This window comes from Billgrantia desiderata (assembly GCF_900108215.1).
In the GTDB taxonomy this organism is placed as follows: domain Bacteria; phylum Pseudomonadota; class Gammaproteobacteria; order Pseudomonadales; family Halomonadaceae; genus Halomonas; species Halomonas desiderata.
Map to the genome: position 1 here is coordinate 21,544 of NZ_FNVC01000015.1, position 20,647 is coordinate 42,190.

Sequence of the window (20,647 nt, forward strand, 5' to 3'; positions counted from 1 at the left end):
GCCGATGCTCCGGATTGGCGCGGTGTTGCCGGGCCGGCGGCGTCATGGTTTCAGCATCTCATCTAACATTCGCTGGCTCTCGGTAAGTGACTCGGGGGGAGAAGCCGGCTGGGAACGGCGAGCGCGATCATGCCGGTGCTCACGTTCGATGCGAGCATGAATGCGATGAGCCAGCTCCGGCAGATTATGTCGGCAGATAGCTTGGTCATAGATTGGCAGCATGTCGCTTTTCCAGGCCATGAGTTCACGTAGGGCACCACGCAGGCTCAGCAGTTCCTCAGCGGATCGGGCACGCTGGTGGATGTCGTTGAGCGCCTGTGTCACGAACCAGTGGCGGACCTGATGGCAACGCACTTGTAGGCCGGCGGCGTTGAGAGCCGGTGCCCAATAGTCGCGGCGGAAGTGGTCCGGGTTCATTGATGTGCCACGTCGAGTCAGGAACAGCGGAAGGTGATGAAGAGCTTCCACAGGCAGTGTAGTGAGTTCCGCCAGCCCATACCCTCGGGGATCTAGCCGAGCACGCTGCTCGTCCACATAGTGTCGCAGGACCTTGGCCGTGCGGTCGGTAATGAACAGCCTTTTCACTCGGCGTCCATGACTTCCCTTGCTGATCGACAACATCTCTCGCATAAAACCACTCTGCACCCAGTCCGCCACGCTGAGTTGACAAGCCTCGTGCACACGGCAGCCGGTATCAAAAAGGATACGTACCAGGCCGGTTTCGCGTAGTGTCCACCCCCACTGCTCACCAGCTGACATGACCCTGTTCATCAGGGCCGGTTCATCCAGGATCTCGGGTAACCATTGATTCCCCTTCAGCCGGAAGTAACTGGCGGAAAGGCGCATCTCTCGAACGCCGTCTACGCCACTGTCAGCCGGCATGGGCATTCGACCATGGGCATCGACAAACACCTGGAGTTGCCGGCGGCGCTCCTCCTCGATGTATCGGCGGGCACCGTCGGCATCCATCGGATTGCCATGGTGATAGCGACCGTGCTCATGCAGTACCGTGTAGAACGATCTCAGCGCCGCCAGGAGCCGTTCCAGGCGCCGGCCAGTCTGCCAAGTCGGTTCGATCCGACGGGTTTCGAATCCGCAGCGATCTCGACCCAACGCCACGATGCACTTCATTTCCGAAGCGAGGAAGAAAGCCAACAGTGCCCGCACCTGAGTAGGTGGACCAAGCAACTGCCAACCCTGTCGAAGCACGACGGGATGATCTGCCGCCCAGGAAGCAAAGGAGACCACTTCCCTCGTGTAGGCTCTTGCCGTCAGCGATGCATGATGACGCACGGACAGGCAGGCATAGAGGGTCAGCTCCGGGTGCGGTAACCCATCGCGATCCACCACATGAAAGGGATAGCAACCTTCGGCATGCAGGACTCGATAAACCGGCATAAACGGTTACCTCCCCAGAGCCAAGAATACTGTTGCTACCTGCACATGTCCGATGACTGTACTACAGTAGCTTTGATGAGAAAGAGTCCACTCTGGAGTATAGAGCCAAGCTGGCGAACCGCGCGGCAAAGAAGATCCCCGCATATCAAGGCGTCTGCGTACTCAAGGCCGACAGCCTGGAAACCTGCGGCCTGCTGCAGCGGATCGAGCTGGGCGATGTTTGGGGCGTCGGCCGTCGGCTCGTCGAGCGCCTAGCCGTGATGGGCATTAAAAGCGCCTGGGACCTCGCCCAGGCCAACCCAAAGGAGATCCGTCGTCGCTTCTCGGTCACCCTGGAGCGCACCGCCCTGGAGCTGCGCGGCGTGCCCTGCATCGAAATGAATGACTTCGACGAAGCCCGCCAGCGCATCATGACCAGCCGCAGCTTCGGCAAGCTCACCGACGACATCAACGAGATCCGCGAGGCGATCCGGCAGCACGGTCAACGCGGCGCCGAAAAGCTCCGCCGGCAGCACGGCTTGGCCAAGGCGGTGATGGTGTTCCTGAAAACGAACCCGTTCCGGCAGGATCTGCACCAGTACTCGCCAAGCCTGGTGCTCGAACTGCCCCGCCCCACGGCCGATAGCCGCGAGATACTGCACACCGCCGGCCAGGCCCTGGAGCGGATCTACCGGCCGCATTATCTCTACCAGAAAGGCGGAGTGATGCTGCTCGACCTGATCGACGCCGACCGACAGCAGCTCTCGCTGCTGGATACGCCACTAAGCGACGCCGAGCGGCAGCGCAGCGCAAAGCTGATGTCAGCCATGGACACGCTCAATCAGCGCATGGGGCGTGATACCGTGAAGCTCGGTATGCCGAGCCCAGGAGCGGCGTGGCATTTGCGTTGCGCACATCGCTCAGCACGCTGGACCACGCGATGGGATGAGCTACCTCGCACAAAAGCGTTTTAGCCCGTGGCAACAGATCCGCTCGCCGCGTATCATAGCGCCAAGTTTCATATTAGGATGTAGAGATGTCAGAACAGATTGTGCTGCCCTTTCTGAAGTGGGCTGGTGGGAAAAGGTGGTTGGTCCGTGACCACCCTGACATCTTTCCTAAAGAATTCAATACCTACATCGAGCCCTTCCTAGGTAGTGGATCGGTCTTTTTTCATCTGCAGCCTGAAAATGCTCTTCTCGCTGATGCAAACAAAGAGCTAATTACGACGTACCGAGCACTCCGAAATCGAAACCGGAAGGTGGAAATATTACTCAGAGAATATCACGAAAACCACTCTGAAGATTTTTATTACCACATGCGAGAGCAATCTCCTAAAACACAGGAAGAAATTGCTGCTCGCATGATTTACCTCAACAGGACTTGTTGGAATGGCCTTTATCGAGTAAGTCTTGCAGGGAAATTCAATGTCCCAAAAGGAACCAAGGAGAATGTAATATTAGACACTGATAACTTCCAGGCAACGGCTAAGTTATTACGCCGCGCAGCAATCGTTCACTCCGACTTCGAAGCCATAATAGATGCTGCCCAGGAAGATGACTTTGTTTTTGTTGATCCTCCCTATACTGTCAAGCACAACCTTAACGGCTTCGTAAAATATAACGAAAAACTATTTTCATGGGAAGATCAAATAAGATTAAAACTTGCAATTGACCGTGCCACTCGTCGCGGGGCCAAAATTTTGATCACAAACGCACACCATGAATCAATAGTCGAGCTATATGGCGACTATCTACAGCACAGTACGTTATCCAGACAAAGCGTCCTCTCAGGAAAAAGCGAGTTCAGAGGAAAATACTCAGAACTCGCCATAAAGTGCTGGGAGTGACTCACAATTCAAATGGTGAGACGCTCACAAGCTTCCTGTAGAGGGCAGCCTCGCCACTGGATCCTGGCTTGTAATTGTCTGTCGTAAAGTGGTCATCATCAAGATCAATATCTGAAAATATAGCAGAGAAATCCGACTCCTGAGGAACTTCCTTCTCAATATAGAGATAGCAGTCTTTCAGGTAGCGCATCAATGCCATAAATCCATTAGTTCTTCTTAGCATGACGCCCTTATCCTCAGAGCCCCAGGCTTTAGGCCACTTCTTTTCAACTGCCGAGAAATAAAACCATATTATATCAGTTAACTCGAAATCCTTTTCGTCAATCATGAAGTCTCTAAAAATCAATTTATTCCTGTCTTTCTCATCAGCCCTGGGCACCGATTTACGCCTGATGTATAAGTCCCTATCGACTTGCGGCCTCTTACTAATATATTTCATAAGTGATTGAACAAAGGCAGCCTGGGTTATTGCGCCAGGTAAGCTATGCGGGCTTGCAACACCAAGTCGCTTTATTCTCTTATAGAGAGGACTTCCTTCAGTCTCGTTAAGAGAAACTGCGATGTCATGGCATAGCTTTTGCGGACTTCTTGACTCTGCCAGATCATAAAGGTCGTAAAGAAGGCTCTTGTTAATCTTTGTTTGCGCGATATTAACAGTAGAGAAAATATAGGCCTCTGATGCCACGTCGATATCAACAAAAATAGAAACGTTGACCTGAAAATCCTCATCGCCTCTATAGCCTTTAAGACCTTCTATTCTATGCTGACCATCTATGACCTTAGCAATTTTTTGAAGTGGGATATCTTCATCCTCTTCTTCACCAGTTTCACTAACATAAGGGGCTAACTTTAAAATACCCGTTTCTTCATCATACTCAGCACACTTCCCATCTACAGAAAGAATCACGGCCGTTGGAAAACAAGCATCAAAACTGTTGACGTACTCGGCAATTTCATCAACACGCTTCTTACTTAATGGCCTTTGAATTCCTAGATAAGTTTCAAAGCCGCGTTCACCATCAATCCGACGAACATCCGTATGGGTAATATCAATAAGATCTCTGTAATCTATGGAACCCATAAAAAAAAGACCAATTGGCTGTTTTACAGGCACGCAAGGAATATCAAAAACATCTTTGTTGCTGTACCTATCAAACATTTCCACTTGAGGACTCATATTTACCCCCTCCCTCTGGCATGCTCTGCATATGCCCTTGCCTTACTAATCGTAGAGTCACGCATTTTATCATCAGGTCTTTTCACGCTATGATTAACATAAGTCGCAAAATAATTAACCGATAACGAGAACAAAAGAGCCGCTATAGAAGAAGTAACCATAAAATTTTCATCTATATTAGCAACAAGCTTATTGGCCACGTATGCAGCAACTGCCAATAGGGTGTAACAAGCAACGAAGAACTGAAAAAATCTTCTGTATTTAATTGGCGGCTCTGCTACAACTGAGTATGCTAAAGGTCCCATCATAGCAATAGAGGCAATCATTAACTCACCCTGCATAGCATTAAGGGCTACAGCGTCGAACCATGAATTGTCTGCCGTAAAACGAAGTAACAAAATACCAATCGCTATTGATGAAAGAGCATAAACGGAAATAATAGAAAACTCAGCAAATGCTGAGCACATCCACCCCCAAATATCTCGAACCCTTCTCCTAAAAGAAGCCATAACCCCACCCCCACATGCGGCAAAAAAATCTATTTATAACCACGCTACCTCCTGCGAAAGATGCCAAGCCAATATTCAACCATATAGTTATTCGCATATCTCGACGCAATACAAGCGCAGTTCCTGAATGAAAGCATCGAGGCCAGGGTCACGATCCTCGTAGTAGATATCGAGAAAGGCTGGGCTCCACTGATACCCGAAATCGGTCATCATCTTGATATCGGCCAGGGTCTCCATGCCAGTGACGGCTCGTAGGGCATCAAGGGCATCATCTCGGCCCATTTCCAGCATGATGGCATGCTCATCCATCAGACGTGAGCTGTCTCGCTTCGTAAAGCTCTCGAACCACAGCGGCATGGCTGTCATGGTCACGGCATCAAGTGAGGTGTGCGCGAAGGTGTTGTAGACACCGTAGATGGCTGCTCGCCAGTTTTCGTAATAGGTTACTTCAGCAGGCTCGCCTTGGATCGCAGGCTTCGACAGCCGAAACGCTAGCGGATCTTCTGAATACAGCTCGAAGGTGCCATTGCCTTCATCGTAGTCCCCATGCTCGTGGATCAGCTCACTCAGCGAGTCATACTGCTCAGTAATTTCCGCCATGACGGCAAAAGGCAGGCCTGTTAGGGCCACACTCATAAGGATACGCTTCATTCCCTTTCTCCTTGCGTACAAGCCCCCTCTGGGGCAGTTCTTGTGGGCGGTCTTTGCCGCCTCGTTATTCGTCAGAGGGTCAGCCAGGCGCCCGCCTGGCTCTGTTACATTATTGAATTGTTGCAATAATGCCGGTCACGAAACCCGTCCAATCCTGATCTCACACCGCCCCAGGATCTCCACCTCCCCCATCTGCTGCGGTGTGATCATCTCGGGTTGGTAGTGCTCGTTATCACTGATCAGATACAGCGCGCCGCCGGCAAGGCGCTGCAGGCGCTTGATGCGCCGCTCGCCGCTCACCGTCAGCAGAAACACTCCTTCCTGGCGAATATCCCGATTGGCCAGGTCGACCAGCACCCAGTCGCCATCGGCCAACGTGCTCTCCATCGAATCCCCACGTACCTTGATGCCGGCCACCTGCCCGGGCTGGATGCCCAGGGCGGCGAGCTGCGCCTCGGGGAAGTAGAGCATCCCCTCGATCCGCTCCTCTTCCAGCGAGCGGCCGGCGCCGGCGGCACCTTCCACGTCATAGAGCTTCACCGCTGCCAAGCCAGGCCCCGGCGCCTGTGACAAAGGAACTGTTTGAATACCTCCGATCTGGCCGGCCGCCTGGCTAGCCGCGATAGTATCCGAACGATTACCCGTCACTACATAGCTGATGTCTATGCCAGCCTCAGAAATAGCTGCCAAGTAGTCCGACTTTGGGCTGCGCTTATCGCTTTCATAGAGCATCTGGGTGTTTTTCGTGATGCCAGCGACCTCGCCCAGCTCTGTCTGGGAGAGGTTCAGGCGATTCCTCTCTTCCCTCAAACGCATCCCAATAGAATTCATTTGGCTGCCATTCCCATTGACAATGGAATCGTTTGATTCCATTATTCACCTATCCCACACGAACCCACACAGGTTAACACAATGCCCTTAACCCGTGAGCAGGCCCGCGAGGCGCTTGATCAACGCGGCATCAGCATCGCTGAGTTCGCCCGCGCTCATGACCTCAATCCCAACCTTGTCAGCGACCTGCTTGCCGGCCGCAAGAAGGGGCGCCGCGGCGAGGCGCATCGCGCCGCCGTATTGCTTGGCATCAAGGATGGTGTCGTCACCGATACCGATGATTTTCCACCCAAGCCGGACCGCTGAGCGTTCTGGCACTGAACCTGCTGCATAAGGAAATCGCCCATGTATCAGGACCCAAAGCGTGTGCGCTCCCGTTACGGCGCCATCAACCTCGACGAGTACGAGCGGCGCCTGATCGATGCGCTGGTCGATTACACCGGCATCGATAAAGCCGTGCTGCTGCGTCAACTGGTGATGAAGGAAGCCCTGGAAACCCTGGGCATCGCCGATCTCGAACTCAATGTGCCCCGCCGGGCGTAGGAATGGCAGGCCCTTTTGAGGACCTCAAGGAGCACTGGATTTATGGCTGACGAGTCCCGCCGCGGCGACCTGCAGCTCCCGCTGGATGAAGAGCTCGAAGCCGTACTCGATCAGGTTCGCGTACAGCAGAACCTCAGAACGAACGAAGAAGCCGCCGAGTGGCTGCTGCGCAGAAGGCTGCGCAAAGGCGCTCAAGGGCTCACCGGGCGCGGGCGCGCCCTCTATCTCGCAGGGAGAAACTGACCTTGACCACTCAGTTCCGAAACAAGCCGCGTATCCCTTGCCCCCACTGCGGCGAAACGGCGGGCATCCGCAAGAGCCAGGGGCTCACACCGGTGTACCGCGAGGCGGTCATCGAGTGCCGTAATCCCGAGTGCGGTTGGCGCGGCAAGATCTCCATCGAGATCACCCACACCATCACGCCCAGCGACATGCCGAATCCCACGGTAGCCCTGCCGCTGGTGCCACGCCTGCGCGAACTAGCCATGGCTCAGGCGGCTACCGGGTAGCCGCCACCCACCCCAGCAACACCCACAATCGGAGCGAGACCCATGCACGCATTGACTATCAATGACGCGGCTTGCGCGTACCTGTTGAAAATGCCCCGGCCCTATCAGCGCACCGTCGCGCTGGAGCGCTGTACCTCTCACCTGGTCGAGGCCCACGGCATCACCCTGGAACGCGCCGGCCTGGCCGCCCTGCAGGCGCTAGCGGAGCTCGAGACGCTGAACCAGGCCGCCTACATCGACGCCGAGGCCTCCACCGCCCATGTGGTGGTAGTGCGCCGCCCGGGCCGTAACGCATTGGCCTTCTCCGTGGCCGACCTGCTGCGCCTGCATGCCCAGGAACGCAGCACACCGATGCCCCCGGCTACTTCCCAGCACTGAACCCGTAGAGAAGGCACCGTTCATGGATAACCGGCTGCGCGACGACATCGTGACGCGACTGATCCGCGACTTCGAAGCCGAAGAGCGCGGCACGTACCTGCAGAAGGTGCGCTGCCCCGAGTGCGGCAAGCGCGAAGCCTTCATCAAGTCCGATGCGCCCTGGATGGTGAAGTGCGGCCGCGAGAACAAGTGCGGCAGCCAAGTCCACGTGAAAGAGCTGTTCCCCGAGCTGTTCGATTCCTGGAGCGAGCGCTTCGCCAACCTGCCACCCGCCCCGGGCAAGCCGCAAAGCAGCACGCCGGTGGCCGATGCCTACCTGAGCATGGGCCGCGGCTTCGAGCTCGAGCGCATCCAGGGCTGGTACACCCAGGAGAGCTTCTTCGATCCCAAGATCGACGCCGCCTCCGCCACCGTGCGCTTCACCCTGGGCGCCGGCGTGTGGTGGGAACGGCTGATCGACAAGCCCGCCCGCTTCGGCAAGCAGAAGGCCAACTTCCGCGGCAGCTACCGCGGCCAATGGTGGTGCCCGCCGGCGGTGGAGCTCGCCGCGGTCGAGGAGCTGTGGATCGTCGAGGGCATCTTCGATGCCATCGCTCTCACCCATCACGGCATCGCCGCCGTATCGGCGATGAGCTGCAACAACTACCCCGAGAAGGCTCTCGAAGCGCTGGATCAGGCCTGCCGGCAAGCCGGCCGCACTCGGCCTACCCTGGTGTGGGCGCTGGATACCGGCAAGGCCGGCCAGGAGTGGACGCTCAAGCTGATCCGCCGGGCGCGTGCCGCCGGTTGGGAGTGCGAAGCCGCCCAGCCCTGCGAAGGGCGCGACTGGAACGACCTGCATCAGCGCGGCGAGCTCACCGAGAAGCACCTCGAGGAGTACCGCTACAACGGCGCGCTGCTGATCGCGCCCAGTGCGAACGACAAGGCGCTGCTGATCTACGAGAAGACCGAGCGCCGCGAGTTCCCCTTCGTGCACCGCAGCCAGACCTACTGGTTCAAGCTCGACCTGGACAAGTACCAGAAGATCTACAGCGACCTGATCGACGGCGATCGCCCCATGAGCGAGCGCCAGGCCCGCGACAAGGCCCTGGAGCAGTCCGGTGCCATCAAGCGCATCGCCAACTGCCACCCGCGCCCGCTCTATTTCCAGCGCAACGCCCTCACCGATGAGAGCTGGTACTACTACCGCATCGAGTACCCGGGCGAACGCTACACGGTGAAGAACACCGTAACCGGCAGCGCCCTGGCCTCGGCCACAGAGTTCAAGAAGCGCCTGCTGTCGATCGCCCCCGGCGCGCAGTGGACGGGCTCCACCGAGCAGCTCGACGCCACCCTGGCGCAGCACTTGCCCATCCGCACCGTGGAAACGATCAACTTCGTCGGCTACGCCCGCGAGTACGAGGCCTACGTGCTGGGCGACTTCGCCGTGAAGGGCGGCAAGATCTACCAGCGCAACGACGAGGATTTCTTCGAGCTGGGCCGCACCGCGCTCAAGACCCTCTCACAGTCCACCCAGTTGCATATCAACAACGACCCGAACGACTACCGCACCGACTGGGCCGGGCTGATCCAGCACGCCTTCGGCAGCAAGGGCGTCGTCGCCCTGGCCTTCTGGCTGGGCACCCTGTTCGCCGAGCAGATCCGCTCTCGTGATAAGAGCTTCCCCTTCCTCGAGATCGTTGGCGAGGCCGGCGCCGGCAAGTCGACCCTGATCGAGTTCATGTGGAAGCTGCTCGGCCGCAACGACGAGGAAGGCTTCGACCCGGCCAAGTCGTCCGCCGCCGGCCGCGCGCGGCGCTTCGTCCAGGTCGCCAACCTGCCGGTGGTGCTGATCGAGTCCGATCGCGACGCCGAGGGCGGCAACAAGGCCAAGCAGTTCGATTGGGACGAACTCAAGACGGCCTACAACGGCCGCAGCGTGCGCGCCACAGGCGTGAAGAACATGGGCAGCGACACCTACGAGCCGCCCTTCCGTGGCGCCATCGTGATCAGCCAGAACGCCGCCGTGGCCGGCTCCGACGCCATCATGCAGCGCATCGTGCACCTGTTCTTCACCAAGGAAGGCCAGACCCGCGAAACCTTCGCCGCGGCCAAGGCGCTCGAGGGCATGAAGATCGACCACGTGTCGCGCTTCATCCTCGAGGCCACCTCACGCGAGAGCGAGCTGCTCGGCCTCTACGCCAAGCGCATGCCCCACTACTTCGAGCAGATCCACGGCATGCCCGAGGTGCGCTCGCTGCGCATCGCCCAGAACCACGCCCAGATCGCCGCCCTGGTGGATTGCCTGGGGCCGAAAGGCCTCGGCCTGTTCACCGCTGAAGCGATCGCCCAGGCACACCACCTGGTGGCCGCTATGGCCATCGAGCGGCAACAGGCCATCAATGCCGATCACCCACTGGTCGAGGAGTTCTGGGAAACCGTCGAGTACCTGGAGCGCACCCGCGTGGAGAACGTGCTCGACCACAACGCCGGCCAAGGCTACCTCGCCATCAACCTGAAGGAGTTCGAGAAGCTCGCCGCCGACCATCACTTCCGCTTCGACATGCGCGAGCTGAAACGCCAGCTCAAGGGCAGCAAGGCGCGCAAGTTCGTGGCGTCCAACCACCCCGTTTATTCGAAGACCCGGCCGAACGGCGGCACCGTCAAGTGCTGGCTGTTCGAGCGTGGCTGACAGGAAAGGGAGATCAGCGATGCGTACCTACACCCTCGACCAGGCCGCCGCCCTGCTCAACCTGGGGCGCAACACCCTAACCCGCCGGCTGCGCCAGGCCGGCATGCTCGGCCCCGACAACCTGCCCGCCGGCGCCTACCGCGGTGGCCGCCTGCTTCGCGTGAAGACCGGCACCTTTCGGCACCCGGTCGCCGGCTGGACCCACTACGGCCGCACCGAAATCACCGACGCCGGCCTGGACCACATCGCCGAAAAGCTCGGCATCGATATCGACCATCTGCCGGTGCTGCATGCCACCCGGCAGCCGCCCCGCACCACCCAACCACGCGCCGGCCACGGCGCCCGCTAGGAGAAGGCCCATGCCAATTGCCATCCCGCTCTGGGGCGTCGTGACGCCCGCCGGCGAGCCGATCGTCGGCTCGCTCTACCACACACCGCACGGCGCGAAGTATCGCTTCTGCGCCTGCCGCAACGTCGAGCCGGAGCGTCACCCCGCCTTCTGGCACGAACAGGAAACCAAGGGCTACCGAGTCCGGAAATTCACCCTTCAACACCAGGAGCAAACCCATGGCTGATACCGCGGATCTCGCCGGCGAGATCATCGAAACCTCACTGGCCAGCGCACTGGCCCGAGCTCAACTGCCGAACACCGTGGCCACCGATCCCTGGTGCGAGGAGTGCGGCGTGGAGATCCCCCAAGCTCGCCGCCTCGCCGCGCCCTGGGCAACCACCTGCATCAATTGCCAGAGCGTCCGAGAAAGGAGGGCCAAGCATGCCGCCCGTTAAGGGCGGCCGGCTGGCCAGAACTGCCGCCATGCTCTGTCAGGACGAGCTGTTTCGGCTCTACCTGGATCGGCGCAAGCGACACAAGTTCGGCCTCACGCCCAGCCAGTTGCCCGACGGTACCCACAACGAACAGGACGCGCGGGACTGGCTCTGCCAGGCCTGCCGCATCGAAAGCCGAGCCGAGCTCGATCACAACCCCTACGCCGCCGCCACCTTCAAGGGCATCCGCGCCCGCTTCGGCCGCTGGCGAGATCAGTACCAATGCGGTAACTAGGCACCGCTTCAAAGCAGCAATATTCCAAGGAGACAGAGATGCCAGATGGCTATGAGGTGCGCGGCAACGCCGTGCGCGTCTACTTCCGCTGGGAAGGCGAGCTTTGCCGAGAGTCGCTGCCTGGCAAGGCCACACCGGCCAATATCGAGCATGCCAAGCGACTCGCAGCCATCATCAACTACGAGATCGATGCCGGCACGTTCGACTATTCTCGCCACTTCCCTAACTCGGAGCGGCTCCAGAAAGGAAGCTTTGGCCACTACCTAGACTTGTGGTTGGCTATCAAGCAGAACGAACTGGCCTTTTCGAGCTACCGAGGCTATGCCTCGAAGGCAGAAACACACATTCGGCCGCGCTGGGGCAGCACTCAGGCCGACAAGATCGATCACATCGAGCTGCAGACCTGGATTCAGAAGGATCTGGCCGCCACGCTGGCCAACAAGACGATCAAGGAGATCGTCAGCATCATGCGGCAAGTGTTCAGGCTTTACTCCACTCGCAACAAGACCGCGTTCGACCCGACTTTCGGCATCAACATTCGACTGCCCGATGACGAGGATCCGGACCCCTTCACCCAGTCGGAAATCGAGAAGATTCTTTCGACCCCAACCAAGCGCATCCAGGAGCTAAACCTCATCAAGTACGCCCTCTACGATGGACCACGCACCTCAGAAGTGCAGGCCTTGGCCTGGGAAGACGTCCTAGATGTTGAACGAGGTATCGTGCGCTACCGGCGCGCCGTGGTGCGTGGACGTTTCAAGGTGACAAAGACCAAGCGATCGACACGAGTGCATCACCTGCTCAAACCTGCCCGCGAAGCACTCCAGGAGCAGTGGCGGTTAACCGGCAACCGGCCGCCCCAGATCTATGAAGTCGTGGACCGGGACAACCGCACGGTAAGGAAGGAGAAGCTGCGCTTGGTGTTCCTGAATTCGCTGTCAGGCAAGCCATTCTATGAAAACGCCCTACGCGAGCGCTTCTGGAGGGTGCACTTGAAGCGAGCCGGCGTGAGATACCGTGGGCCGAACCAATGCCGGCACACCTTCATAAGCCAAATGCTCAGTCTCGGTGTAGTGCCACTGCACTGGATCTCCCAGCACGTTGGTCACGCCACGATCGAAATGATCCAGCGTCGCTACGGAAAATGGATACGAACCGATGGGCAGGACGTGCCAAATATGATCGAGAAGCTTCTCAACCTATAAGCATTCCCAGATCTGTTCCCAAAACCGTTCCCAGAGGCCAGAAACGATAAAGGGGAATCGAGCTAAGCGCTTGATTCCCCTTTAAAATTCTGTGGCGGAGAGGGAGGGATTCGAACCCTCGAAGCCTTTCGACTTACACACTTTCCAGGCGTGCTCCTTCGACCACTCGGACACCTCTCCACATTGTGGTTCTTCCACGGGGGCAACGCCCTTGTGCGTCAGAACGGCGCAAAGTCTAACGGCTTAAGTACGCGTTTGCAAGCCGGTTTTTCGGTTCGAGCGCATTCAGCCGGCGGCCAGCACGGCGTAGTCGCCGTGGGCTTCCAGGCACAGGGTTTCGCCGCACCAGAGCTGCTGGACAAGAGCGATGCGGCCGCGCCCACGGCTCGTCAGTCGCTCGGCCAGGCTCGCCGGGCCCTGTTCGCTCTGGGCAGCGCAGACGATGCGGTAATCGCCGGTAACGGGGGCCAGGAAACGCTGGCTGGCTTCGGCCACGACGACGTCGCGGGCGTAGCCGCGCTGGCGCAGCCACAGGGTGGCCCAGCACCAGCCCAGCAGGGTGGTCTGGGCGGTGAGCGCCCCGCCGAAACCGGTGCCCTTGTCGTTGAGATTGGGGCCAAGCGCAAGCTCCCACACCAGGCTCTCCCCTTCCCAGCGCATCTCGCGAATGCCCAGATGCTCGACCATGGGGATGGCATCCATGAGCCAGGCCAGGAACGCCTGCGGGTCGTCACCCTGGCCGGGCTCGGGCAACGGCAGGCGTGGGTGGGGTATGCCGACCTCGCGCATGGGTCAGGTCCAACGCTCGACGAAGTCGCCGATATCATGCTCGGCAATGGGCTTGTGGCGCCCGCCGAGCTGGCCCAGATAGAGGAAGGCGATCAACTCGTCCTCTTCCTCCAGACCGAGCCCCTTGCGCACGGTGGGGTCGAAAGCGTACTTGCCGCTGCGCCACATGGCGCCGAGCCCCAACGCATGGGCCGCGAGCATGATGCCGTGGGCGGCGCAGCCGGCGGAGATCACCTGTTCGATCTTGGGCACCTTGGGCACGTCGGGGGTGACCTTGGCGATCACGGCAATGATCATGGGAGCGCGCAGCGGCTTCTTGCGCGCCGCATCCAGGGCGGCATCCTCGATGCTCGGGTCCTCACGGTATTCGGCCTCGGCGAACAGCTCGCCCAGCCGCTCGCGCCCTTCACCGGTGAACTCGATGAAACGCCAGGGGCGCAGCTCCTTGTGGTCCGGCGCGCGCAGCGCGGCGCGATAGATCGCTTCCATCTGCTCGGGGCCGGGGGCCGGCCCCATCAGCTTGCCCATCGAGCTGCGTTCGTGCAGCAGGGTCAGTGCGTCCATACCATTTCCCATGCCAGGTCGTCGAAATAGATCAAACTCTACCAGCTGCCCCGCTGGCTGTCGTGCCGGGCCTAGCGTTTCGACAGAGCCACTGTTGCGAAGGGCCTACTGTCTCGCCAAGCGCAGGGGCTCGGGCGGGCGCTCGCCGGGAGTGGCGCGCCAGGGGCTGATGTCGAGCCCGCCGCGACGCACGTAGCGCGCCAGCACCAGCAGTCGCTCCGGTTTCGCCTTGGCCATCAGGTCGGTGAAGATGTGCTCCACGCAGTGCTCGTGGAAGTCCTGATGCTGACGATAGCCGATCAGATAGCGCAGCAGGCCTTCGCGGTCGAGCTTGGGGCCGCGGTAGCGAATCAGCACGCTGCCCCAGTCGGGCTGGCCGGTGACCGGGCAGTTGGACTTGAGCAGATGGGAGTAGAGCGTCTCCTCGACGATCTCCTCCCCCACCTTCAAGTGCTCGGCGCTGGGCGAGTAGGCGTCGATCTCGATGTCGAGTTCGTCCAGGCACTCCCCGGGCAGTCGACAGACAGCCAGCGCCGCGTCGTCGACATCGTACAGCTCCACCGAGACCGGTGCCCCGGCGGCCTGGGCCAGGTCGCGCTCGAGGGTGTCGATCACCTGCTCGCGGCTGTCGAAACGGGTCTGGTTGAAGCCGTTGAGGTAGAGCTTCCACGACTTCGACTCGATCAGGTTGGGCGACTCCGCCGGCAGGCGAAAACGTGCCACGGCCACCCTTGGCTTGCCGCGGGCGTTGAGCCAGCTCACCTCGAAGGCGTGCCACTCGTCCTCGCCGACAAAGGGCAGCCGGCCCTCCTCGATGCCCAGCGGCGCGCGATTGGCCGCGCGGGGAATGGGATAGAGCAGCCCGGCATCGTAGTGCTCGGGGTAGGCGGACTCGCGCCCCAGCGGGGCATGCTCGAGCGTATCGGGTCGGTGACTCATGAACGTATTCCTTTGCCCCGTTCCAGCATCCACAGGGCGATGGCGAAGAGCACGATGATGAAAGCGAAGATGGCCGTCAGCGCCCAGCCTACCGGGATGTCGGAGATACCGAGAAAGCCGTGGCGGAACACGTTGACCATATAGAGTATCGGGTTGAGCAGCGAGACGTTCTGCCAGAAGGTCGGCAGCAGCGAGATCGAGTAGAACACCCCGCCCAGATAGGTCAACGGCGTGAGCACGAAGGTCGGCACGATGGAGACGTCGTCGAACTTGTCGGCCAGCAGCGCATTGATGAAGCCGCCGATGGAGAACAGCGCCGCAGTGAGCACCACCACGCCGAGGGTCAGCAGCGGGTGAGCCACGTTGATGCGGGTGAAGAACAGCGACACCAGGGTGACGATGGCGCCCACCCCCAGGCCGCGGGCCATGCCGCCCAGCACGAAGCCGGCCAGGATCACCCAGTTGGGCATGGGCGAGACCATCATCTCCTCCACGCTGCGCTGGAACTTGTTGGAGAAGAAGCTGGAGGCCACGTTGGAGTAGCTGTTGGTGATCACCGCCATCATGATCAGCCCCGGGACGATGAAGTCCATGTAGCTGAAGCCGTCCATCTCGCCGATGCGCGGACCGATCAGGCTGCCGAAGATGATGAAGTACATGGCCATGGTGATCGAGGGCGGCAGCAGCGTCTGCGGCCAGATCCGCGTGAAGCGCTTGATCTCCTTGAGCACCAGGGTCCACAGGGCGATGGCGATCTGAGCGGGGCTCACTTGTTCACCTCCACTGTGTCGAGTTCACGCTGCGCGCCGTTGCCCTGCTCCACCATCGACACGAACATCTCCTCCAGCCGGTTGGCGCGGTTGCGCATGGAGACCACCTCGATCCCCTGCTCGCCCAGGGCGGCAAACACGTCGTTGAGACGCTGACCGCGATGCACCACCACGGCAAGCTGGGCACCCTCCACCCGGTGCACCTCGAAGCCCTCGACATGCGGGGCCTGCTCCACGGGTCGGGCCAGGTCGAGCAGGAAGGTCTCGGTGTCGAGCTCGGCGAGCAGCTCGCGCACGCTGGTGTTCCGCACGATCTCGCCGCGGTTGATGATCGCCACGTTGCGACAGAGGCTCTCGGCCTCTTCCAGATAGTGAGTGGTGAGGATGATGGTGGTGCCCTCCTCGCGATTGATACGGCGCATGTACTCCCACATGCTGCGCCGCAGCTCGATATCGACGCCGGCGGTGGGCTCGTCGAGAATCAGCAGCTTGGGGCGGTGCATCAGGGCGCGGGCGATCATCAGGCGGCGTTTCATGCCGCCGGAGAGCATGCGCGCGCTGCCGCCCCGCTTGTCCCACAGCCCGAGGTCCTTGAGCAGTTGCTCGGCCCGGGGCAGCGCCTCGCGGCGCGGCATGCCGTAATAGCCCGCCTGGGCCAGCACGATGTCGATGACCTTCTCGAACTGGTTGAAGTTGAACTCCTGGGGCACCACGCCCAGGTGGTATTTGGCTCGGGCGAAGTCGCGGTCGATGTCGATGCCGAAGATCGAGACCCGGCCGGCGGTTTTCTGCACCAGCGAGCACACCACACCGAGGGTGGTGGACTTGCCGGCCCCGTTGGGGCCCAGCAGGGCGAAGAAATCCCCCTGCTCGACGTCGAGATCGATGCCCTTGAGGGCATGAAAGCCGTTGCCGTAGACCTTGGTCAGGCCACGGATCGACAGCGCCGGTTCGGCCATGGGACATCCTTGCGTTGGGATGAAGTGCGAGTCAAAGAGATTAGGGCGCGAAGAATTTTTTCAAGTCGCCGCCTGGAAAAACGCCGAAACCCTCGCCCATGGGCAAGGTCATCAAATTAAGTAGGGGGGCCGAGCCTTGGCACATTCGAGATGGAGAAGAAAACTGGAGCGGGAAAGGAGATTCGAACTCCCGACCCTCGCCTTGGCAAGGCGATGCTCTACCACTGAGCTATTCCCGCTTATCGCCTCTGGAGTGTCGACAGGGACCTCACAGAGCATCGAAGTGGCGTCCCATAGGGGGTTCGAACCCCTGTTCCCGCCGTGAAAGGGCGGTGTCCTAGGCCACTAGACGAATGGGACGCAAAAGCCAGACCGTGCGGTTACCTGCCGAAGCAGGATTTGGAGCGGGAAAGGAGATTCGAACTCCCGACCCTCGCCTTGGCAAGGCGATGCTCTACCACTGAGCTATTCCCGCATGCACGAACGTCTATGCTATCGATAAAGCAACTGCTACCGCAACCGGAAGGTGGCGTCCCATAGGGGGTTCGAACCCCTGTTCCCGCCGTGAAAGGGCGGTGTCCTGGACCACTAGACGAATGGGACGCATTGGAGCACCTGCTCTCGTGCCGAAGCAAGATTTGGAGCGGGAAAGGAGATTCGAACTCCCGACCCTCGCCTTGGCAAGGCGATGCTCTACCACTGAGCTATTCCCGCACTCTGTTCTTGCCCTTCGGTCCTGCACTCCGGTACCCGTTGAACCCAGCGTAAAACGAGTGGCGTCCCATAGGGGGTTCGAACCCCTGTTCCCGCCGTGAAAGGGCGGTGTCCTGGACCACTAGACGAATGGGACGCAGCCGTCTCGCTTTCGCCTCAACGAGGTGGCGCGAATGTTACTCAAGCCCCCCGAGGCTGTCAACTGTCGGCCTCGGGCTGGCCGAAAAGAGGGAAAACGGCCAAGCTTTCAGTGTCAGATGAAGTCGACGTCGCCCAGCAGGAGAGAGAGGCCATGCGCAAGAAGATCGTGAAGAGCGATGCCGAGTGGCAAGCCCAGCTTACCCCTGAACAGTATCGCGTGACGCGCCAGCAGGGCACCGAGCGCCCTTTCAGCGGCGACTATCAGGTGACCGGCGAGCACGGCATCTACCACTGTGTCTGCTGTAATGCTCCGCTGTTCGAGAACGAGCACAAGTTCGAAGCCGGCTGCGGCTGGCCCAGCTTCGATCGCCCACTGGGCAAGGCCGCCGTCGAGGAACGCCCCGACGACTCCCACGGCATGCAGCGCACCGAGGTAGTGTGCGCTCACTGCGATGCTCACCTGGGCCATGTGTTCCCCGATGGCCCGCCCCACACCACCGGGCTGCGCTACTGCATCAATTCGGTATCCATCGCCTTCCACCCCGGCGAGTAATCTTCCCCCACCCTGCCAAAGCCGCCCTTCTGCTATGATGGGCGGCCTCGTACGGTTTGCAGGAGTGGTACATGCTCGGCTGGTATCCGGGACACATGAACAAGGCGCGCCGCCAGATTCAGGAGGCGCTGCCGGAAATCGACGTGGCGATCGAGGTGCTCGACGCCCGCCTGCCCTACTCCAGTGCCAACCCCATGCTGGCCGGCCTGACCCGCCACAAGCCGGTGCTCAAGATCCTCTCGCGGGCCGATCTGGCCGACCCGGAGCGTACCCGGGAGTGGGTGGCGCACTTCGATTCGCTGCCCGATACCCGCGCGCTGGCGGTGACCACCACCAACGCCCGCGAACTCAAGCGCATCCCCAAACTGTGTCATGAGCTTGCCGGACAGGTACGCGCCGACCGCGACGTGCGGGTGATGATCATGGGCATTCCCAACGTCGGCAAATCGACCCTGATCAACGGCCTGGCCGGCAAGGCGATCGCCAAGACCGGCAACGAGCCGGCGGTGACCAAACGCCAGCAGAAGGTGCGCATTGCCGGTCGCGTGGCGCTGATCGACACCCCCGGCGTGCTATGGCCGAAGATCGAGGATCAGGCCAGCGCCTATCGCCTGGCCGCCAGCGGCGCCATCCGCGACACCGCCATCGATTACGTCGACGTGGCGGTGGTCACTGCCGCCGAGCTGGCCCGCCGCTATCCCGAGGCGCTGAAGGCCCGTTACAAGCTGACTTCCCTGCCGTCCTATGTGCCCAATCCCATGGCCGAGCAGGTCGAGGCGGACGGCCCCAAGCGCATCGACCTGCTCGCCGTGGCCGGCTTCGACGGCCACGCGATACTGGCCGAGATCGCCAGTCGCCGAGGCGGGCTGCGCCCCGGCGGCGAGATCGACCTGCATCGCGGCGCCGAGGTCCTGCTGCACGAACTGCGCGACGGCAAGCTGGGTCGCCTGACGCTGGAAACCCCCGCCGACATCCCGGCGCCGGCGGCCGACGAAGAGACGTCGCCACAAGCGACGATCAACGATAGCGGCGACGTCGACAACCCCGCATAATCATTGAGTTCCGGCGGCACGGCTGACCGGAGCCAACGGACACCACTGGAATCTCGGACACCTCAATGGACACGCCCTCCTCGTTCAGGAAATCGCACAAGCTCGACAACGTCTGCTACGACATCCGCGGCCCCGTGCTCGAACACGCCAAGCGGCTGGAAGACGAAGGCCACCGCATCCTCAAGCTCAACATCGGCAATCCCGCGCCGTTCGGCTTCGAGGCCCCGGAGGAGATCCTCCAGGACGTGATGCGCAACCTGCCCACCGCCCAGGGCTACTGCGATTCCAAGGGACTCTATTCGGCGCGCAAGGCGATCATGCAGGAGTGCCAGCGCAAGGAGATTCCCGGCGTAGGCATCGAGGACATCTTCATCGGCAACGGAGTGTCCGAGCTGATCGTGATGGCGCTGCAGGCGCTGCTCAACGATGGTGACGAGGTATTGATCCCCGCCCCGGACTACCCGCTGTGGACCGCCGCGGCTCATCTTTCCGGCGGTCACGCGGTGCACTACCGCTGCGACGAGCAGGCCGACTGGGCGCCGGACATCGCCGACGTGCGCGCCAAGGTCACCAGCCATACCCGCGCCATCGTGATCATCAACCCCAACAATCCCACCGGCGCGGTCTATCCGCCCGAGGTGGTGCGCGAGCTGCTGGCCATCGCCCGCGAGCACGATCTCGTGGTGTTCTCCGACGAGATCTACGACAAGATTCTCTACGACGGTACCGAGCACGTCTCCACCGGTGCGCTGGCCGACGAGGACCAGCTGGTGGTGACCCTCAACGGGCTGTCCAAGAGCTACCGTTGCGCCGGCTTCCGCTCCGGCTGGATGATCCTTTCCGGCAGCGTGGCCATGCAGCGCGCCCAGGACTACATCCAGGGACTCAACATGCTCGCCTCGATGCGCCTGTGCGCCAACGTGCCGGCCCAACATGCCATCCAGACGGCACTGGGCGGCTATCAGTCGATCAACGACCTGATCCTGCCCGGCGGTCGCCTGCTGGCCCAGCGCGACATCACCTACGAGAAACTCAACGCCATTCCTGGCGTCAGTTGCACCAAGGCCAAGGGAGCGCTCTACGCCTTCCCGCGGCTCGACTCCAAGGTCTACCCCATCCAGGATGACCAGAAGCTGGTGCTCGATCTGCTGCTGCAGGAGAAGATCCTGCTGGTGCAGGGTACCGCCTTCAACTGGCCCGAGCCGGACCACGTACGCATCGTCACCCTGCCCTGGGCCGACCAGCTCGGCGACGCTCTGGATCGCTTCGCCCGCTTCCTGGCACGCTATCGCCAGTAAGCCTTGGCGCTGGCCCGATTTTTCGGCTCGGACTTGAAACCTCCGTTAACCAGCCGTATCTAATCAACAGATTTTCTGGGCCGCCCGGTGCGGCCCTCGCTTCCTTGA

26 protein-coding genes and 7 tRNA genes are annotated in these 20,647 nt (G+C 60.6%); 16 read left to right on the plus strand and 17 right to left on the minus strand.

Going from position 1 to position 20,647, the window contains the following annotated elements; translation table 11 throughout:
* Positions 1-42: 42 nt before the first annotated feature.
* Complete coding sequence (locus tag C4S71_RS13885; RefSeq protein ID WP_086511096.1) at positions 43-1,398, minus strand: site-specific integrase; 1,356 nt, start codon at positions 1,396-1,398, stop codon at positions 43-45.
* A gap of 260 nt (positions 1,399-1,658) precedes the next feature.
* Between C4S71_RS13885 and C4S71_RS13890 the strand changes: the two genes are divergently transcribed.
* Both C4S71_RS13890 and C4S71_RS13895 read left to right on the plus strand, forming a co-directional pair.
* Positions 1,659-2,351, plus strand: a complete 693-nt coding sequence (locus C4S71_RS13890) for a DinB/UmuC family translesion DNA polymerase (RefSeq protein ID WP_235014459.1) — start codon at positions 1,659-1,661, stop codon at positions 2,349-2,351.
* A gap of 62 nt (positions 2,352-2,413) precedes the next feature.
* Positions 2,414-3,226, plus strand: coding sequence for a DNA adenine methylase (locus C4S71_RS13895; RefSeq protein WP_103969530.1), 813 nt, complete (start codon positions 2,414-2,416; stop codon positions 3,224-3,226).
* A gap of 1 nt (position 3,227) precedes the next feature.
* Here C4S71_RS13895 and C4S71_RS13900 read toward each other — a convergent pair whose 3' ends face one another.
* The 4 genes from C4S71_RS13900 to C4S71_RS13910 all read right to left on the minus strand — a co-directional run bounded on the left by C4S71_RS13900 (position 3,228) and on the right by C4S71_RS13910 (position 6,436).
* On the minus strand, positions 3,228-4,403 hold the full coding sequence (locus C4S71_RS13900) for a DGQHR domain-containing protein (protein ID WP_103969531.1): 1,176 nt from the start codon (positions 4,401-4,403) through the stop codon (positions 3,228-3,230).
* A 2-nt stretch (positions 4,404-4,405) separates the two neighbouring features.
* A complete protein-coding gene (locus tag C4S71_RS22320; protein ID WP_146064605.1) occupies positions 4,406-4,912 on the minus strand; it encodes a hypothetical protein in 507 nt (168 codons plus the stop codon).
* 87 nt (positions 4,913-4,999) lie between these two features.
* Positions 5,000-5,563, minus strand: coding sequence for a hypothetical protein (locus C4S71_RS13905; protein ID WP_103969532.1), 564 nt, complete (start codon positions 5,561-5,563; stop codon positions 5,000-5,002).
* A gap of 135 nt (positions 5,564-5,698) precedes the next feature.
* Positions 5,699-6,436 (minus strand): XRE family transcriptional regulator, encoded by a 738-nt coding sequence (locus tag C4S71_RS13910; RefSeq protein ID WP_103969533.1) that lies wholly within the window; start codon positions 6,434-6,436, stop codon positions 5,699-5,701.
* A gap of 39 nt (positions 6,437-6,475) precedes the next feature.
* Between C4S71_RS13910 and C4S71_RS13915 the strand changes: the two genes are divergently transcribed.
* From C4S71_RS13915 to C4S71_RS13965, 11 genes are read left to right on the plus strand one after another with little or no spacing between them, the layout of a single operon-like run.
* Complete coding sequence (locus tag C4S71_RS13915; RefSeq protein WP_103969534.1) at positions 6,476-6,700, plus strand: DNA-binding protein; 225 nt, start codon at positions 6,476-6,478, stop codon at positions 6,698-6,700.
* Positions 6,701-6,739: 39 nt separating this feature from the next.
* Complete coding sequence (locus C4S71_RS13920; protein ID WP_086511099.1) at positions 6,740-6,937, plus strand: hypothetical protein; 198 nt, start codon at positions 6,740-6,742, stop codon at positions 6,935-6,937.
* A gap of 42 nt (positions 6,938-6,979) precedes the next feature.
* Entirely contained in the window at positions 6,980-7,180 is a 201-nt protein-coding gene (locus tag C4S71_RS13925) for a hypothetical protein (RefSeq protein WP_103969535.1), read from the plus strand.
* Positions 7,181-7,182: 2 nt separating this feature from the next.
* Positions 7,183-7,446 carry an ogr/Delta-like zinc finger family protein gene (locus C4S71_RS13930; protein WP_160113393.1) on the plus strand — a complete coding sequence of 88 codons (264 nt, stop codon included), beginning with the start codon at positions 7,183-7,185 and terminating at the stop codon, positions 7,444-7,446.
* Between the two features lie 42 nt (positions 7,447-7,488).
* Positions 7,489-7,824, plus strand: a complete 336-nt coding sequence (locus tag C4S71_RS13935) for a hypothetical protein (protein WP_146064606.1) — start codon at positions 7,489-7,491, stop codon at positions 7,822-7,824.
* A 22-nt stretch (positions 7,825-7,846) separates the two neighbouring features.
* Positions 7,847-10,495, plus strand: coding sequence for a toprim domain-containing protein (locus C4S71_RS13940; RefSeq protein WP_103969538.1), 2,649 nt, complete (start codon positions 7,847-7,849; stop codon positions 10,493-10,495).
* A 19-nt stretch (positions 10,496-10,514) separates the two neighbouring features.
* Positions 10,515-10,844 (plus strand): phage antirepressor KilAC domain-containing protein, encoded by a 330-nt coding sequence (locus C4S71_RS13945; protein WP_103969539.1) that lies wholly within the window; start codon positions 10,515-10,517, stop codon positions 10,842-10,844.
* 10 nt (positions 10,845-10,854) lie between these two features.
* Positions 10,855-11,070 carry a hypothetical protein gene (locus C4S71_RS13950; RefSeq protein ID WP_103969540.1) on the plus strand — a complete coding sequence of 72 codons (216 nt, stop codon included), beginning with the start codon at positions 10,855-10,857 and terminating at the stop codon, positions 11,068-11,070.
* Entirely contained in the window at positions 11,063-11,281 is a 219-nt protein-coding gene (locus C4S71_RS13955) for a TraR/DksA C4-type zinc finger protein (protein ID WP_103969541.1), read from the plus strand. The genes C4S71_RS13950 and C4S71_RS13955 overlap by 8 nt, the downstream gene beginning before the upstream one ends.
* Complete coding sequence (locus C4S71_RS13960; protein WP_103969542.1) at positions 11,268-11,555, plus strand: hypothetical protein; 288 nt, start codon at positions 11,268-11,270, stop codon at positions 11,553-11,555. The genes C4S71_RS13955 and C4S71_RS13960 overlap by 14 nt, the downstream gene beginning before the upstream one ends.
* 38 nt (positions 11,556-11,593) lie before the next feature.
* On the plus strand, positions 11,594-12,760 hold the full coding sequence (locus C4S71_RS13965; RefSeq protein ID WP_103969543.1) for an Arm DNA-binding domain-containing protein: 1,167 nt from the start codon (positions 11,594-11,596) through the stop codon (positions 12,758-12,760).
* A 92-nt stretch (positions 12,761-12,852) separates the two neighbouring features.
* Here the strand turns inward: C4S71_RS13965 and C4S71_RS13970 are convergent.
* From C4S71_RS13970 to C4S71_RS14025, 12 genes are all read right to left on the minus strand, one after another.
* Positions 12,853-12,940: transfer RNA gene (locus C4S71_RS13970), tRNA-Ser, on the minus strand.
* A 105-nt stretch (positions 12,941-13,045) separates the two neighbouring features.
* Positions 13,046-13,549 (minus strand): YiiD C-terminal domain-containing protein, encoded by a 504-nt coding sequence (locus C4S71_RS13975; protein ID WP_086511754.1) that lies wholly within the window; start codon positions 13,547-13,549, stop codon positions 13,046-13,048.
* 3 nt (positions 13,550-13,552) lie between these two features.
* Complete coding sequence (locus C4S71_RS13980) at positions 13,553-14,113, minus strand: nitroreductase family protein (protein WP_103969544.1); 561 nt, start codon at positions 14,111-14,113, stop codon at positions 13,553-13,555.
* 105 nt (positions 14,114-14,218) lie between these two features.
* Complete coding sequence (gene queF, locus C4S71_RS13985) at positions 14,219-15,052, minus strand: NADPH-dependent 7-cyano-7-deazaguanine reductase QueF (protein WP_103969545.1); 834 nt, start codon at positions 15,050-15,052, stop codon at positions 14,219-14,221.
* Positions 15,049-15,822, minus strand: a complete 774-nt coding sequence (locus tag C4S71_RS13990) for an ABC transporter permease (RefSeq protein WP_103969546.1) — start codon at positions 15,820-15,822, stop codon at positions 15,049-15,051. The genes queF and C4S71_RS13990 overlap by 4 nt, the downstream gene beginning before the upstream one ends.
* Complete coding sequence (locus C4S71_RS13995; protein WP_103969547.1) at positions 15,819-16,781, minus strand: ABC transporter ATP-binding protein; 963 nt, start codon at positions 16,779-16,781, stop codon at positions 15,819-15,821. The genes C4S71_RS13990 and C4S71_RS13995 overlap by 4 nt, the downstream gene beginning before the upstream one ends.
* Before the next feature lie 164 nt (positions 16,782-16,945).
* Positions 16,946-17,020, minus strand: a tRNA-Gly gene (locus C4S71_RS14000).
* A gap of 45 nt (positions 17,021-17,065) precedes the next feature.
* Positions 17,066-17,141, minus strand: a tRNA-Glu gene (locus C4S71_RS14005).
* Between the two features lie 40 nt (positions 17,142-17,181).
* Positions 17,182-17,256: transfer RNA gene (locus tag C4S71_RS14010), tRNA-Gly, on the minus strand.
* Positions 17,257-17,308: 52 nt separating this feature from the next.
* Positions 17,309-17,384: transfer RNA gene (locus C4S71_RS14015), tRNA-Glu, on the minus strand.
* A 36-nt stretch (positions 17,385-17,420) separates the two neighbouring features.
* Positions 17,421-17,495, minus strand: a tRNA-Gly gene (locus C4S71_RS14020).
* A gap of 60 nt (positions 17,496-17,555) precedes the next feature.
* Positions 17,556-17,631: transfer RNA gene (locus tag C4S71_RS14025), tRNA-Glu, on the minus strand.
* A gap of 156 nt (positions 17,632-17,787) precedes the next feature.
* Here C4S71_RS14025 and msrB point away from each other — a divergent pair.
* The 3 genes from msrB to C4S71_RS14040 all read left to right on the plus strand — a co-directional run bounded on the left by msrB (position 17,788) and on the right by C4S71_RS14040 (position 20,539).
* On the plus strand, positions 17,788-18,189 hold the full coding sequence (gene msrB / locus C4S71_RS14030) for a peptide-methionine (R)-S-oxide reductase MsrB (RefSeq protein WP_086510844.1): 402 nt from the start codon (positions 17,788-17,790) through the stop codon (positions 18,187-18,189).
* Positions 18,190-18,260: 71 nt separating this feature from the next.
* Entirely contained in the window at positions 18,261-19,241 is a 981-nt protein-coding gene (gene ylqF / locus C4S71_RS14035) for a ribosome biogenesis GTPase YlqF (protein WP_103969548.1), read from the plus strand.
* 65 nt (positions 19,242-19,306) lie between these two features.
* Entirely contained in the window at positions 19,307-20,539 is a 1,233-nt protein-coding gene (locus C4S71_RS14040; RefSeq protein ID WP_103969549.1) for a pyridoxal phosphate-dependent aminotransferase, read from the plus strand.
* The last annotated feature ends 108 nt before the right edge of the window (positions 20,540-20,647 follow it).